Here is a 13,700-nt window from a genome sequence, read left to right as displayed (position 1 = left end):
GCCTCAGCAGGTCGATCCCCTCATCAGGCTCCTCGACAGGCTCAGCTATGTCCCCGCGGGCCTCGCGGTGGTCATGGTGGTCGTAGCCTTGCTCCTCATACCCACGACTATCCGCCTGTCGGCTATGTCCAGGCGCGACGAAACCGAGATCATGCGGTACGTCGGCGCATCGAATTTCTTCATAGAGCTGCCGTTCATATTGGAGGGAGCGGCAGCCGCACTCATAGGATCGCTTTTGGCGGTAGGAGGCCTGTGGGCGGCCGTCGTCTACTTCATACAGGAGTGGCTGTCGGACACCGTCACGTGGATCCGCCAAATCCAAACCAGCGATCTGTTCGTCATCGCCCCATGGCTCGTCGTGGGGGCGGTGCTCGTGGCCGCTTCGGCTTCATGGATCACACTGCGTCGCTATGCAAAGGTCTGATTATGTCAATTAAAAGCTCCCGCTTCCTATGCGCCTTCGCGGCGGCAGCTCTCGCCCTCGCCGCAACGTCCCCGTCCCAGGCGGACGAGCGCGACGATCTGTTGAAGAAAAAGCAAGAGCAGGAGCGCCAGATCGAGAACTACAAGTCCTCGCTCGAAGGCGTGAACACGAATCTGCAAAAGGTCTACCTTGACCTCCAGCAGACCCAGGCTCAGATTCCCGTTGCGGAGGCCGAGTTGAAAACGGCGAAATCAGAGCTGGCTGCCGCCACCCGTCAGCAGGAAGTCGTGGCGGGCCAGCTTCAAGCCGCGCAGTCTGAGCTCAACTCGATTGAAAAGGAGGTCCGTTCGGGCGAGAAGACCATCGCAGTCACCCGCAAGGACCTGGGGACGGTCGCCCGCGCCGAGTACCGCGGAGACACTCTCCCGAGCACGTGGGACCTGATGGTCGGATCGCGGTCCTCAGAGGACTTCTACAACTCGGTTTCGGCCACCCGCGCCGCATTCCGCAAGCAGACCGCGGAACTCCAGAAGGTCGGCGATGGCGCGAAATCGCCAGGCTCGCCAGAGCGCCGTGCGCAAAAAGGTCGCCCAGCTGAAGTCTGAGGCGGACGCGCTCGTGGCCGACAAGACGAGCAAGCAGAGCGCCGCGGAGTCGAAGGCCAAGCAGCTGTCTGCCCTTAAAACGACGTATACCACCCAGTCCCAGCAGCTGGAGGCTCAAAAGGGCCAGTTCCAGACGTCGATCCAAGAGGTCAACACCGCCCGCGACGCCACGGCTTCTCAGATCGCCGCGATCGACGCCGAAAACCGCCGCAAGGCGGAGGCCGCCGCGGCCGCGGCTCAGGCTGAGGCCAGGAAGAACAGCGCGAAGAAAGCCCCTGCGGCACCCGCTCAGCCTCAGCAGCCTGCGGGCGGCGGGGGAGGCGCGGGCCAGTCCGTCGTCGGCGGAGGCTTCCTCGTTCCCGTCATTCCGCGGCCCCTTCAGGTGACCTCGCCTTTCGGCATGCGTTATTACCCCTTCGGCGGGTACTACATGCACAACGGCGTGGACCTCAGGTCCCGCTGCGGGCAGGCGCAGGTCGCGGCCGGCGACGGGATCATCGCGAAGACGGTTCCCGCCCCCGGCAACTCCACGCACGGAAATCAGGTGTTCCTCAACCTCGGAGTCGTCAACGGGCATTCGTGGGTTGTCGTGACGAACCACATGTCCGGTTTCGCCGTCTCCGCCGGCCAGACGGTCAAAAAGGGCCAGCTCATCGGGTGGACCGGCCAGACCGGCCAGGTCACCGGATGTCACGTTCATATGGAAGTGTGGCGCGACGGAAAGGTCATAAACCCGATGTCGCTTCCCGGTTTCTGACGGGCTCGCTTTCTGTCGCTCCCCGGTTGGCTGACCGCTCTGGTTTGTGCTCCTTTTCGGTTCTCTGACCGCTTCGGTTTCTGTCGCTTTCCGACGGCTTCAGTTCACGGACTTCCAGGTTCTGAAGGTTCCGTCAGGCTCCGTCCTTTTTCGGGGGAGCGTGCGTCCGATGTGTTTGTTCGGCGTCGTCCTTCTCGAGGGACGGCGCCGGGCGTTCGGCTCGGTGCGCAACGTGTTTCGCATTGCCGGGTCGCCTCCGGCGGGAAGGCCGGCCGAATCCCCGCGCCGCTGGCCAGACGCCGGCGAAGGCGGTACGATGGACGCCTTGTCGGCCTGGGCTAGCGAAGGAGGATCCCGTGGCTAAGAAGAAAGACGGGAAGCCGACGGCGGCCCAGAAGGCGAAGGCGCAAGCCGACGCAAAGCAGGTGATCGCGCGCAACAAGAAGGCGCGGCACGAGTATTCCATCCTTGACACTTACGAGGCGGGAATGTCGCTGACCGGCACCGAGGTCAAGGCCCTTCGGCTGGGGCGCGCCTCGCTGGTCGACGCCTGGGTCGAAATCGACCGCTACGGCGAGGCTTGGCTTCACGGCGCGAACATCCCGGTATACGCGATGGGGACGTGGACGAATCACGCGCCCACGCGCAAGCGCAAGCTTCTGCTCCACAAACAGGAGATCGGCAAGCTCATGCAGAAGGTCCAGTCAAAGGGGCTGACCATCGTTCCGCTCGAGCTCTACTTCCTGCGCGGGCGGGCGAAAGTCGAGATCGCCTTGGCCGAAGGCAAGCAGGAATGGGACAAGCGCGAGACCATCCGCCGTCGCGACGCCGACAGATACGCGGAGCGTGCGATGGCCGCCGCCCGGCGCCGTTCGCGTTCTTAGCGACGCATACCGCTGCGAATTGAGCGGCGCCGCGCTGTCGCCTTCAGTGGGAGCAGACGCACGCTCATCGGGTTATTGAGGATTCCTCACGCGATTTCTTGTACTCGTCTGCCCACTGGCTGAATTTGCTCTTTGCCTCATCGAGACGCCGCGATCCGATGATCTCTAGCGCTGCCTTGTATGCGGGGCCAAAGTTGTCGTCGGTGGCGCCACCTGAGGCCCCCGTCACCTTCCACTCCATGGTGGGGCCGCCTACTTTGGGGTTCAGTTCCGCCGGGACGTCACGGAGAGCCTTGCACAAGGCCTGGGACTTTCGCGCGTCGACGGAAAATTCTTTCGCTTCGAACGTGGGTTTTTCTCCATAGCTCGGGCCGTGTGAAAACGAGGCTTTGGCGCCGTCGGCGGAAAGCACGAGGGTCCATCGCGACGAATACGGCGGAGGCGTCGAGCCGCTGCTCCATTTAATCCATCCGACGCACGGTTTTGTGACGTCGGTGTTTGTGGAGCCGTTGCTTTTCGAAGACTTCGAATTCGGGTCAGGCGTCGATCCGCAAGCGGCGAGCAGACCAAGTGCCGCTGAAATCGCCAGGAACTTCTTCATGGCCTTCGCTTTCTGTTGTCGCAACTTGACCTTGCCGTGGCAGCCCGGACGGCTGCCGCAACCTGATTCATGTCGCCGTCTTTTGATGAAGGGAACCTTCTCTTTCTACCATATCTCTGAATGGACGCGTACGCTGGCGCGAAAGGCGTCCGAAAAAATCGACGTCGGCGCTGAAGACTCTTAGACGGCAACCTTTGCGCTGAACGCCATTCTCTCGATTAAAACGCTATTCTTGGCGTTAAAACAACGCCATAGCCTTAAATCGACTCCATGTACGGGAGCAGGACGGGCAATGAGGAGCGGTGAAACTTTTTGTATTCGCATGCTCACAGTACGCTTGCTTATGGGGTGGAAGCGGCTGCGCGTTAGAATCAGGCTTATGGAAAACGCTGGTTTGAAAGGCGGCAAATGTTCTGCCTGAATTGCAACGCAGCCCTTCCGGAACATGCCGGTGTCTGCGGTCGATGCGGGATGCCGGTCAACAACGCCTCGCCCAATCGCCCCTTTAGCCAGATCGACCGCAATCAAACGCCGTTCCCTTATCAGAACGCCCCGACGGGCCATTCCGGAGGCCCGGCGGACTATCGGCAAGATTTCCCGGGTCACTCGCAGGGATCAACCGGTTATTCGGGGCCGATGCCCCTTGGAACGCCGACGGCGCAGGGAGGCTCCGCCTTGCCCTATAGCCCGGCTCAGTCTTACGGCCCCGCTCAGTCTTTTCCTTCGCAGCAGGACCCCATGCAGCAGAGCTGCGCTGCTTCCGGTCCTCAATCGCCGATGCAGCGGCCTGGGATGACTCAGCCCCAGCCCGCCATGCAGCAGCCCCAGTCCGCCATGCAGCAGCCTCAGCAGCCGACGTCGCAGGCTCCGGCTTCCGATACGCCGTTCGGTGCATATCTTGGAAAGGTGTCAGCGCGTCTTCAGGCACCGCCGACCTACATACCTGAGCTTTCGAGCTATCTCATGGTGAACAAGCGTTTTTCCGGGGCGTTGGTCAACATCCACCAGTTCTTTTTCCTCACCCAAAACGACGCCTGCAATGGGGCAATGATGCAGCAGTTCACAGAAGGTTGCGTTTCCTTTGCGCTCAACAATTACAAGGGCGCGCCTCGAGGCCTGCAGAAGGGCATTGGAATTTACCCGGTAATGTGCCAGACGGCACCGAGCCCCGAAGTCATTTCTTATACGAAGCGCAAGCCAGACGCTCATTTTTCCGCCTTCGCGCTGCCGTGCTCCGTGAATCTTTCTACGGGATGGCTCGAGTACCTTGACAAGACCCCTGTGTGGGGGATGGCAATGTGGCGCGGAATCAAGAACGCGGCTAAGGAAGTGCTGCAATACTGACGTCAAAAACGGCGGTCTGCGCGGCGTCTTGAACCGGACGGATTGCCGGTGAGCGCATGTCCCGCATATCCCCGCGCTTCTCGCACCCCGCCGCCTCTCACAGCGCACTCTCATAACGCGGCTCCGCGGCTGGCGATGACGTCCCGGTACCAGTGGAAGGATTTCTTCCGGTATCGCCTCAGGGTGCCCGTACCATCGTCGTCGCGGCCGCCGCAGATGAGTCTCCTTGGCTGGAGGCGCTGCCTTGCTTAGAGGCGCGGCCCTGCCCGGAATCTTTGTCGTGTTCGGGGCCTTTCTGCTTCGCAAGCGACCTCTCGAAGCCCGCAGACCTCAGCCTGTCCTGGAGCGCCGCGGCGTACTGGCGGTATCCCGCGGAATTCGGGTGATACCAGCTGATGAAGTTGCCGACGGCGAAGTAATTTATCGGATGGATCCATAGATCGTCGCCGTCCTCCTTGCTCCGGTCGGCGTGCGGCTGGTGCCCCTCGAAACGATCGGCGACGTCGCTGACGAATATCGTCTGCCCCGGATGGGATGCGTTGTCCGCTTTGACGATCTCGGCCATCTTTTTGTTGCCCTCCCGGCTCAGAGCCCGGATTTCGTCGCTGACATGCACCGTGGCGCCCGAACTGTCGCGCAGCGTGAAGGAATCGTCGCGGACGAGCATGGGGTAGGCCATGACCGCGATCGTGGCGTCCGAGCGCAGGCCGCGTTGACGGATCGCGCTGAAGATGCGTCGGTACTTGCCTTCGACGCCGTTAAGGGATCGCCTGGCTTCAGCGATGCTGTTCCGACATTCATCCGCCTGGCTTTTAGATATGAGGCACGTTTTGAGAAGGCTGCCGAAGCCCATATCGTTGCCTCCGATCGTCATGACGACGAGGTCTGTTCCGCTCGAAACGCCCTCCGCCTGTGGCCCGTTGATCACCGAACTGCCGAGCACGGCGCTCTTCTGACTTATCGTGACCTGTTCGATTCGCGAGTTCGCGCACGAAACGTCGCGAACCTCGACGTCGGCGCCGCGTTTGCGAAGGCTCTCCGCATAGAGGTTTCCCGTGCTGTTCGGGCTTCGGAAGCACCTTCCGCCGGAATAGGAGCCGCCGCCGACGCCCGAAGAATATGAGTCGCCCATGATGGTGATGGAAAGCTTGGCGCCTTCGAGGTTGTTGAGATCTTTGCGAGGCGAGGCCGACGACGGCGATTGCCCCGAAGCCCCGCGAACGTTGGAGGCTCCTCGGGCTTTAGCTGAAGCGGACGCGCGGGACGTCCTCTGTGCGGCGGCCCCTTTGGACGTCGAGGCCGCCTGGGGTTCAGAGGCCGAAGGCGCGTTGCAGCCGATCATTCCGCCTATCGCAAAAGCAGCCACTCCCGCGAAGGTCAGCCTTTTGCGCGTTGAGCCCTTGCGTGTCGAGCTTTTCTTCATCGCCTGTCCTTCTCGTTTTTGCATCCTATATTCATTGTCCTCGTTCTATTCTTGGCTGTCCGCGACACTCGTCTCTTTTCGCCGTCGGCAATCCTATGTCGGCGGTCACGCGTGCATGCGGGTGGTGTGCGCGAAGGGCGAACTGGCTCTGGAATTCGACGGAGAATCGATATAGAATTGCTGAGCTTCAACAGAGGCGCGTTCAATGAGAACAGAATACGGGGATGATCGGTTTCGACGGCGACTGTGCGCCGAAGGGAAGCGGGTCGAGGATGCAGAGTCATCTCGTTAACGATTCTCTGCAAACCAATAGGTGCCAAGAACAAGAGCACCGATTTCGCCCTCGCCGCCTGAGCGAGCTCCGAAATCCGTCAGCCTAAGGGTGCTTTCCTCTTAGAATCTGGCGTCGACTTTGAAAGCCACTGCTGAGCTGACACGCAGCGGGTCAGCTCGGGACTTTTACGCTGCTAGGTCTGTCAGCGACTTGTTCGCGTGAGCGCTGGGGCCGAAAACAACGCACTGCGAACTGCACCCGGAGAATACTTGGGCAAGCATCGTCGGACGCGGGTTCAATTCCCGCCATCTCCACTGAAAACATCTGACCTGCGTAAATGTCCTCTTTGTTAGCACTAAAGGAGTTCAACACGTGCGCCATGGGGGCAGTGTTGAACTCTCGACCGAGAGTCCGCACTGTCCCTGTTTTCTTGCCTCCAGAGGGTTCTCGCTGCGGTTTTGGCGCTCCCGTTGTTTAGTAGTATGATCGTAGGGGAGAGGACTCACATGGAATTGAAGCGGGAACACGTCGAGTGGCTGAGCATCGTTAGATACCAGTCTGATCTTGCAGAGAACCAAGCGAAGGAGCCGGAACCGCTCAACGCGGTAAGTATCTCGACCATCCACGATGCAGTCGAGTCGATGCTGAGCCTTATTGCGGAGGCCCATCAAGTAGACACTCCGGGCAAGGACTTCGCGAAGTTGTTTGATACCGTCAGCAATCATATGAAAACTCGGGGCGGTGACCTGTCCGGTCATCGCCATGCCATGATTGCTCTGAACAGCGCCCGTGTCGGTTTCAAACACCACAGCAATCAAAGCAACAAGCAGACGATCGACAGACACATCGCGAACGGGCTCAACTTCCTCGCTGACGCAGCCGAGCAAGGGCTCAACACCCCGTTCGCCGAAGTGTCGCTGCTCGGCTTTGTGCGTGATCCCAAGGTGCGCGAGTACATACACCGAGCGGATAACTGCAGCTCTGGCGCAGACGAAGATCGCATGCTTGCTTTTCAGTACCTGCGCCTCGGCTTCGAGACGCTGGTGCAGGGGTACCGGCAAAGCAAGAGCTACTACCCGGGAAGGCCCCTCGTCACGACCAAGCCGAGCTTTCTTCCTTCAGTTTTCGATATCCGAGATCATGGCGGGACGGTCGGAAAGAAGACATTCGAGTGGTTGGAGAACTTGGATAGTTGGGTGAGAATTCTCGTTCTGGGGATCGACGTCCAAGAGTACACGTTCTTCTTGGCATATACGCCGGGGGTCATGATGACGTTGGATGGGCAGGCGCATTTCCGCTGGCGTCCTGGGCCCGACCTTTCCGACGACGTCTTCCGCCGTTGTCGCCAGTTCGTGGTGGAGTCGGCGATTCGGCTGGGACGCAGAGACTTCGCCTACGACGCCTGGAACGCGCGCCAGTCTTTGCCGGAAGATCAGCGAAACACCGGGATAATCCGTGTGATGGCCCCCGACGAGAACGGGCTGTTGACCCCCCATGAAGACCATGACGACGCGAGTTCCGCAGAAGAGGCTCAGTAATCCCAATCCCAATGGGCGTCCCGCCTGATGATGTCGAGCGGCGACAGCCGCTAGAGGTATCCGGGGCTGCCCGCCTTGACCTATTCGACCTCGCCTTGGGCGGCGAACTCACCAATTTGATGCCCGTCGCCTTACGCAGCCAGTGAAGGACTGGAGCGCAGAATCAGATGTGAGCGGAACACAACAAGTTCGACACGTACCCCCTGAGTTCCACTCTTTCAGGTCCTGCGACGTCGGTTTGGCGTCGCAGGGCCTTTTTATGTCTGCCTGCAAGTTTTTCGGCGTCCGTTTGCCGGACCGGCACCGCTTCGCAAGCTTAGCCTCCCTCCGAGCTCCCGCTTGGCGGGAAGGGCGGAAGTCGGACAGGCTTTCCCCTCGCCAGCCCGCCCCGGGCTCTCGCCTGGCGGTGGCTCGCATCGCGGGAGGCCGTCGTCTCTGGCGCATGAAGCGGGGGCAAAAGGGGAAAAGGGGAAGACGAGAAAGATTGGCTAAAACTTGGAGTTCAAACAGACAGTCTGAGAGTGAGCGTTCCGATAGACTAATAGACGCTCACTATTTACAGGGAAGAATCAAGGAGGATTCAATGTCCCAGCCAACTCCCGCGCCCACGTGGGCGCCAGTCCCAACGGCGCCCAGACCGCAGTTGAAGAAACCCTTCTATAAACGTTGGTGGTTTATTGCGATTGTCTCGATTGTTGTGATCGCTGCCATCGGGCAGGCTCTTGAAGAGGGAAAGACCTCGAGCTCGAAGAACGCGTCCCAGACTCAAAGCGCGTCCCAGTCTCAAAACGTGCCCGGGGCCGAAGCTGCGCCTCAGGACCAAAGCGCGCCCGAGGCTAACGCTGCACCTCAGACCCAAAGCGCCCCGGAAACGGCCGCCCCTGCTGCGGTGCCGACTCCAGAGGCTGAGCCTAAAGTTCCCCGCGTTCCCCGCGAGTATCAGAATGCTCTCGAGTCGGCTAAAAGCTACTCAAACGTCATGCATATGTCGAAGAAAGGTATTTACAACCAGCTAATCAGTCCGTACGCCGATAAATTCCCTGCTGAGGCTGCTCAATACGCGGTCGATAACCTTCAAGCTGATTACAACGCAAACGCGCTTGCCAAGGCAAAGGAGTACCAAGAGACCATGCACATGTCTTCTCAGGCCATTCGCGACCAGCTCACCAGCGAGTATGGCGAGAAATTCACCGCCAGTGAGGCGGATTACGCTGTAGCGCATCTCAACGACTAGCAAAAACTGACGATGCCAGCACAGAGGGCCGGAGGCAACGCAGACCGCCGGTGTCAGCGCTAACTGTCAGCGCAAACTGCTGATGCCCGTACAGGAGGCAGCCCCGGATTCCGACACGCGGTTCGGGGCTGCCTCTGAGAGCGGTTTCGATGTAGCTTATCGTGTGTTACCGAGAAGAAGTCAGCCTAGCTCCTCGACCTCGGACCTTGCGGGGGCCTTATCGGCTTCGGCCTCGCGTTGTCCGCCGGTTTTGACTTCGGTTTTCAGCTCCGGCTCGGCTTCGGTTTTGCCGTTGCGAGTTGGCTCGGCTTCGCTTTTGGGCATAGGCCCAGCTTCGCTTTTAGGCTCCGGCTCGGCTTCGATTCCCGGATCGGCGTCGGCCTTGCGCATTGACCCGGCTCCGGGTTTGGACGACGACCCGGCTCCGGGTTTGGCTTTGGGCGCCGGCTCGGACTTCTTCGCCGACTCGGCCTGGGTTCTCGCATCGGCGGCAATGGGAGTCTTCGGCGCGATCGCGCGGCCCTTCTGTTTGTGAACCTTGCTCTTCCTCGGCGCTGCGGCGTCGTCCCTCTTCGCCGAATTCTTTGCGGCAGGGGAGGGGGCGCCCCTGCGCGGACCCTCGAAATCGGGGCGGCCGGTGCCGTGATCGACCGTTGGGCGTCCGAGCCCCTTCGCCAGGAGGGAGGAGCGCCCGGCTTGGAAGTCTGCGAGAACGTCCCGAACGCCGATCGCGCTCGCCTGGGGCGGCCGGTGGATGACGTCGAGAACCGACAGCAGCGTGGAGACGAGCACTCCGGCGTTGCGATAGACGAGGTAGCGGCTGGTCCACTCCGGCCGGAACTTTTCCTTATAGGAGCGCAGGCCCTTGAAATTGTACGCGCGGTTGCCGAAGTCGTAGATGTAGCGCACGACCTTCTGTTTGCTTCCCGAATAGACTGCCCGCCCGGTGTTCGACAGCGGCGCCATTCCGAGGTTGTAGTACTCGTACCCGGCGTCGCGCGCCCACTCGATGAGGGAAATGAAGATTCCGTCCATCGTGCCTCCGGGGGCGTCCGGACGAATGCGCATGAGGTCGATAGACGCGACGTTCGGGCTGGCCGGCATGATCGATGCGAAACCCTCGATCCGCTTCTCGTTGCGCACGACGGCGATGGGGGCTCTCCCAAGATAGGCCGGATCGAAGCGCCCCAGTGAGAATCCCATCTCCTCGCGTTTGCCGATCCAAGCGTCGGAGACGGATCGAACTTCGTCGAGGAACTCTTGCGTGAATGGAGGTTCGATGAGCTCGAAGTGGGTTCCCTTTTCCTCCATGCGGTTGCGCATGCGCCGGAAGATTTTGCCCTTGTTTCCGACGTTCGAATAGGTTCCCAGATTGAGCATCGCGTCTTCGCCGATCTTGACGAAGGTAAAGCCCTGATCCGCACATGTGGCCAGGTACTTCGCCGAAAGCTCGTAGATCGCGACGTTCATTCGGTGTTCCTCCGCCAATCGAACGAATTCGTCGATGGCCGCCTCGAAGCTCTTTTCGTTGCCGATCGGATCGCCCAAGATAATGAGGTTGTTGCGATGAGGGCGGTACAGGAGTGCGACGTCGCCCTTGGCGGAATAGAAGACGTGCTTGTCTCCGAGGAAAAAAAGATGCGAGTACTCGTTGCCGCCGTACTTGGCCAAAAACTCCTCGTAGCGGGCCACGTCTTCCTCCGTCGGAGGCGTGAATTCCAGGCGTCCTCCCCTGGAAAAGAGGATCGTCAGGGTCAGGATGACGCATAGGGCGCCGTAGAAGAAGGTGTGTCTCAAGGCCGTGCCGTGGTCCGGGAAGGGCCGCTCGATCTGGTGGTCGTGGTAGAGACGCCACAGAAAGATCCCCAGGGGAATGCCGACGATCGTCAAGGCGGAGACGACGAACCCCTTGGCCGTCAGCTTGAGCGGAGCCCGATTGAAGGCGTTGCGCACCGAAAAGAGGATTGTGGAAAGCACCAAAAGGATGAGCGCTTCTTCCCAATCGAGGCCCTTTGCGATGGACGTGGCCGCCCCCGCCACCATGATCGTGAGCGAGATTCCCCAGATTCTGGCGACTCGGGCGCGAATGCCTCGGGAAAGGATGATGAGCATGATCCCGATGAGCAGGGTCGTCATTCGCGACGCCTCGATGACGCCGTGAGGGACGATGTTGTTGAGTATGTCGAATCGTCTCGAAATGGCCGGGCTGAAAACGGAAATGATGAGGACGACGCCGGCGAGGAGTGTCCCGATCCATAGGACGGTCACGAGGGTGTCCTCGCGCTTGCGCTTGTCTCCCAAGCCGATCTTCGGCGCCAGCAGCTCGCTCGCCCCGTAGAGGCTGGCGAGAATCCAGGGAATCGCGTAATAGCAAACGCGATAGACGATGATCGCCAGAAGAAGGCCCGTGGTGTTGTATCCGACGCCCTTGAAAAGGGTCGCCACCGTCAGATCGAAGGTTCCCAGCCCGCCCGGGATGAAGGATATGAGGCCCACCAGGGTGCCCGTCGAGTAAACGAACAGGGAAAGCCACAGATCCGCTTCGGGGATGAAGAGGAGAACGCACGCCCAGAAATACACGCCGGCGATGACCCAGTCGAAGAGCGAGGCGAAGGTCATCTCCGTTTTCTGTTTGAAGTTTTGCAGTGCGAAGGGGGAACGGCTCAAGTCGATTTTGCCGATTTTGAGTTTCCCGCCCCAGAAATAAAGCGGAATGTAGAGGCTCATGACGAGCGGGACGATCCACAGGCCACCGCGGTCGTACTTGATCGCAAAGGGAAGCGTGGCGACGAGCATGACGAACAGTCCGATGAGGTTGGACGCCCACACCGCCAGGGTGATCTTCAGCGCCGTGTCTTTGTCTGCGCCCGCTTTCGCGTAATACTTTGCGCGAATCGTCCCTCCGGTCAAGCCTCCCAATCCCGCGAAGTTGTTGAAGGCTTGGGCCACCCACCCGATTTTCAGGGAGGTCCGAATGGGTATCTTCACACCGAAATGACGCGAGGCGAAGATGTCGTAGGCGCCCGTCGCCGTGAAGGCCAGAGTTCCGCCGACGACGATCGCAAGCAGAGTGGGGCGCGGAACCTCGGTGAAAAGCTCGGCCATGTTGGGGCCCGAGATCGTTTCGAACTCGCCGCGGGCAACGAGGAAAACGCCGATCGCCATAAGCGTGTAGAACGTGTACCTCGCTACGCGCGGATGCGCTTTGACAACGTCAACGATCTTCTTCATACGGCCTTTCCGTCCGTCTACACTCGAGTTTTCCGTTTTTCGGCGCCCGAGTCTTGCATCTGTCGTCGCCCGAGGGCTGTTGGCGGAGCATGCCGCCCAAAAGGCCAATGCTACCCGAGAGTGCCGGGTGCGCCATTTGATTCGGGCTTGCGCCGACGGCGCCGGGCTTGGCGTCTGCCGTGCCTGTGCGCGCGGCGTCGGGTTGTGTTCCGCGGTCGGCGCTGGAGTGTGCCGTGTGGTCGGCGTCGGACGCAATGCGATTAAGCCTGCGTTCGTCAGTGGGCCGCGTTCGGGTAAGTGACGGTTTCAATCCTTTGCTCGCTTGTCGTCGCTCTGCACACCTGGGTTATAGCTCTACTTACTATGGCGGTAGATCCTGGGAGCTTTCTGATGGTTGTGCTGTGGGCGGCGATGGACGAAGTCGTCCGCGGCGAGACCGGTGTGTTGCGATCGGCTGTGCCGCGATTGACTGTGCCGTGATCGGCTGTGCCGTGATCGGCTGTGCCGTGATCGACTGTGCCGTGATCGGCGCGACAACACGGTGATCGGACACGGCGTGTTCCGGTTCGACGGCGTTGATTCGGGCTCGACGCGTCGGGCGGACTTGGTCGACGTTGTCGGGCGGACTTGGTCGACGTTGTCGGGCGGACTTGGTCGGACTGCGACCGTCATGTCGGCGTCGCTCCGGTGTCTTGTCGGCGTCGTTCTGGTGTGCTCGCCGGCGTCGCTCCGGTGTCTTGCCGACGTCGCCTTTTCAATGATCGAGAATGCCGCGCTGCCTTGGAACTCGTTTTGGAAGTGCGACGCTAGCACGCCGCGTGGAGTTTGGCCAATAGCGTGATTGCGGGCCCGCAGGTGTCCAAATGCCTTGCAATTACTCATACCGTAGATGGACTTCGAGGCCTAAAAGTTACGCATCTCACTTAAAACGCGCCACTTAATGCCCGAATTTACGCCAGTTTGCCGTGAAATCCGCTAGATTACTGAAGTAGTGGCCCATCCGGGCCCTTCACTTCAACGAAAGGTATGGGTATGTCCATCAACCGTACTGAACTTATTGCCAAAATTGCCGAGAAGGCGAGTCTGTCGAAGACGGACGCCGACAAGGCCGTTGCCGCGCTCCAGGACGTCTTGGTCGATTCGCTCTCGAAGGGCGAGGCGGTCAAGATTACGGGCCTCCTGGCTGTGGAGCGCACGGAGCGCGCCGCCCGCAAGGGACGCAACCCCCGCACCGGCGAGGAAATTCAGATTCCCGCCGGTTACGGTGTCAAGCTGACCGCCGGCTCTGCTCTGAAGAAGGCCGTGACGGAATGATCGCGGGCCAGGCCTGCGATCTCTCGAGCCTGGACTGCGATAACCGATTTTTCCACCGCGACGTGAGGCCT

At 60.4% G+C, this 13,700-nt stretch carries 11 protein-coding genes and 1 other RNA gene; 9 read left to right on the top strand and 3 right to left on the bottom strand.

The window, feature by feature from the left end; all coding sequences use genetic code 11:
- The 4 genes from ACO48X_RS03780 to smpB form a co-directional block, all read left to right on the top strand.
- On the top strand, nt 1-424 hold a 424-nt coding region (locus ACO48X_RS03780; RefSeq protein ID WP_485000693.1), incomplete at its 5' end, for an FtsX-like permease family protein.
- Nucleotides 425-426: 2 nt separating this feature from the next.
- Nucleotides 427-1,029 carry a coiled-coil domain-containing protein gene (locus tag ACO48X_RS03775; RefSeq protein WP_485000691.1) on the top strand — a complete coding sequence of 201 codons (603 nt, stop codon included), beginning with the start codon at nt 427-429 and terminating at the stop codon, nt 1,027-1,029.
- The gene (locus tag ACO48X_RS03770; protein WP_485000689.1) at nt 965-1,786 is read left to right on the top strand and encodes a peptidoglycan DD-metalloendopeptidase family protein; all 822 of its coding nucleotides are present in this window, start codon (nt 965-967) and stop codon (nt 1,784-1,786) included. Before ACO48X_RS03775 ends, ACO48X_RS03770 begins: the two co-directional genes overlap by 65 nt.
- Nucleotides 1,787-2,142: 356 nt before the next feature.
- Complete coding sequence (gene smpB / locus ACO48X_RS03765) at nt 2,143-2,670, top strand: SsrA-binding protein SmpB (protein WP_040322734.1); 528 nt, start codon at nt 2,143-2,145, stop codon at nt 2,668-2,670.
- A 64-nt stretch (nt 2,671-2,734) separates the two neighbouring features.
- On the opposite strand, the gene ACO48X_RS03760 is transcribed toward smpB, so the two are convergent.
- Nucleotides 2,735-3,271 (bottom strand): hypothetical protein, encoded by a 537-nt coding sequence (locus ACO48X_RS03760; protein ID WP_485000687.1) that lies wholly within the window; start codon nt 3,269-3,271, stop codon nt 2,735-2,737.
- 408 nt (nt 3,272-3,679) lie between these two features.
- Here ACO48X_RS03760 and ACO48X_RS03755 point away from each other — a divergent pair, with 408 nt between their 5' ends.
- The gene (locus ACO48X_RS03755; protein WP_485000685.1) at nt 3,680-4,615 is read left to right on the top strand and encodes a hypothetical protein; all 936 of its coding nucleotides are present in this window, start codon (nt 3,680-3,682) and stop codon (nt 4,613-4,615) included.
- Between the two features lie 178 nt (nt 4,616-4,793).
- On the opposite strand, the gene ACO48X_RS03750 is transcribed toward ACO48X_RS03755, so the two are convergent.
- Complete coding sequence (locus ACO48X_RS03750; RefSeq protein WP_485000696.1) at nt 4,794-5,747, bottom strand: SGNH/GDSL hydrolase family protein; 954 nt, start codon at nt 5,745-5,747, stop codon at nt 4,794-4,796.
- Nucleotides 5,748-6,258: 511 nt separating this feature from the next.
- Between ACO48X_RS03750 and ssrA the strand changes: the two genes are divergently transcribed.
- From ssrA to ACO48X_RS03735, 3 genes are all read left to right on the top strand, one after another.
- Nucleotides 6,259-6,629, top strand: a transfer-messenger RNA (tmRNA) gene (gene ssrA, locus ACO48X_RS03745).
- 189 nt (nt 6,630-6,818) lie between these two features.
- Nucleotides 6,819-7,850, top strand: a complete 1,032-nt coding sequence (locus ACO48X_RS03740; protein ID WP_485000683.1) for a hypothetical protein — start codon at nt 6,819-6,821, stop codon at nt 7,848-7,850.
- A gap of 643 nt (nt 7,851-8,493) precedes the next feature.
- On the top strand, nt 8,494-9,084 hold the full coding sequence (locus ACO48X_RS03735) for an Ltp family lipoprotein (protein ID WP_485000681.1): 591 nt from the start codon (nt 8,494-8,496) through the stop codon (nt 9,082-9,084).
- A 180-nt stretch (nt 9,085-9,264) separates the two neighbouring features.
- Here the strand turns inward: ACO48X_RS03735 and mprF are convergent, their stop codons facing one another.
- The gene (gene mprF / locus ACO48X_RS03730) at nt 9,265-12,315 is read right to left on the bottom strand and encodes a bifunctional lysylphosphatidylglycerol flippase/synthetase MprF (protein WP_485000679.1); all 3,051 of its coding nucleotides are present in this window, start codon (nt 12,313-12,315) and stop codon (nt 9,265-9,267) included.
- A 1,032-nt stretch (nt 12,316-13,347) separates the two neighbouring features.
- Between mprF and ACO48X_RS03725 the strand changes: the two genes are divergently transcribed.
- Entirely contained in the window at nt 13,348-13,629 is a 282-nt protein-coding gene (locus ACO48X_RS03725; protein WP_485000642.1) for an HU family DNA-binding protein, read from the top strand.
- Nucleotides 13,630-13,700 lie beyond the last annotated feature (71 nt).

Source organism: Peptidiphaga sp., from assembly GCF_057238965.1.
The sequence above is the reverse complement of the archived record's forward strand: the minus strand, read 5'-3'. Positions and strand labels throughout refer to the sequence as shown.

What these genes read in the sequence shown, in the direction of transcription:
- mprF (WP_485000679.1), bottom strand. Translation starts at nt 12,315, where the DNA reads ATGAAGAAGATCGTTGACGTTGTCAAAGCGCATCCGCGCGTAGCGAGG.
- ACO48X_RS03775 (WP_485000691.1), top strand. Translation starts at nt 427, where the DNA reads ATGTCAATTAAAAGCTCCCGCTTCCTATGCGCCTTCGCGGCGGCAGCT.
- ACO48X_RS03760 (WP_485000687.1), bottom strand. Translation starts at nt 3,271, where the DNA reads ATGAAGAAGTTCCTGGCGATTTCAGCGGCACTTGGTCTGCTCGCCGCT.
- ACO48X_RS03725 (WP_485000642.1), top strand. Translation starts at nt 13,348, where the DNA reads ATGTCCATCAACCGTACTGAACTTATTGCCAAAATTGCCGAGAAGGCG.
- ACO48X_RS03770 (WP_485000689.1), top strand. Translation starts at nt 965, where the DNA reads ATGGCGCGAAATCGCCAGGCTCGCCAGAGCGCCGTGCGCAAAAAGGTC.
- ACO48X_RS03740 (WP_485000683.1), top strand. Translation starts at nt 6,819, where the DNA reads ATGGAATTGAAGCGGGAACACGTCGAGTGGCTGAGCATCGTTAGATAC.
- ACO48X_RS03750 (WP_485000696.1), bottom strand. Translation starts at nt 5,747, where the DNA reads ATGGGCGACTCATATTCTTCGGGCGTCGGCGGCGGCTCCTATTCCGGC.
- ACO48X_RS03755 (WP_485000685.1), top strand. Translation starts at nt 3,680, where the DNA reads ATGTTCTGCCTGAATTGCAACGCAGCCCTTCCGGAACATGCCGGTGTC.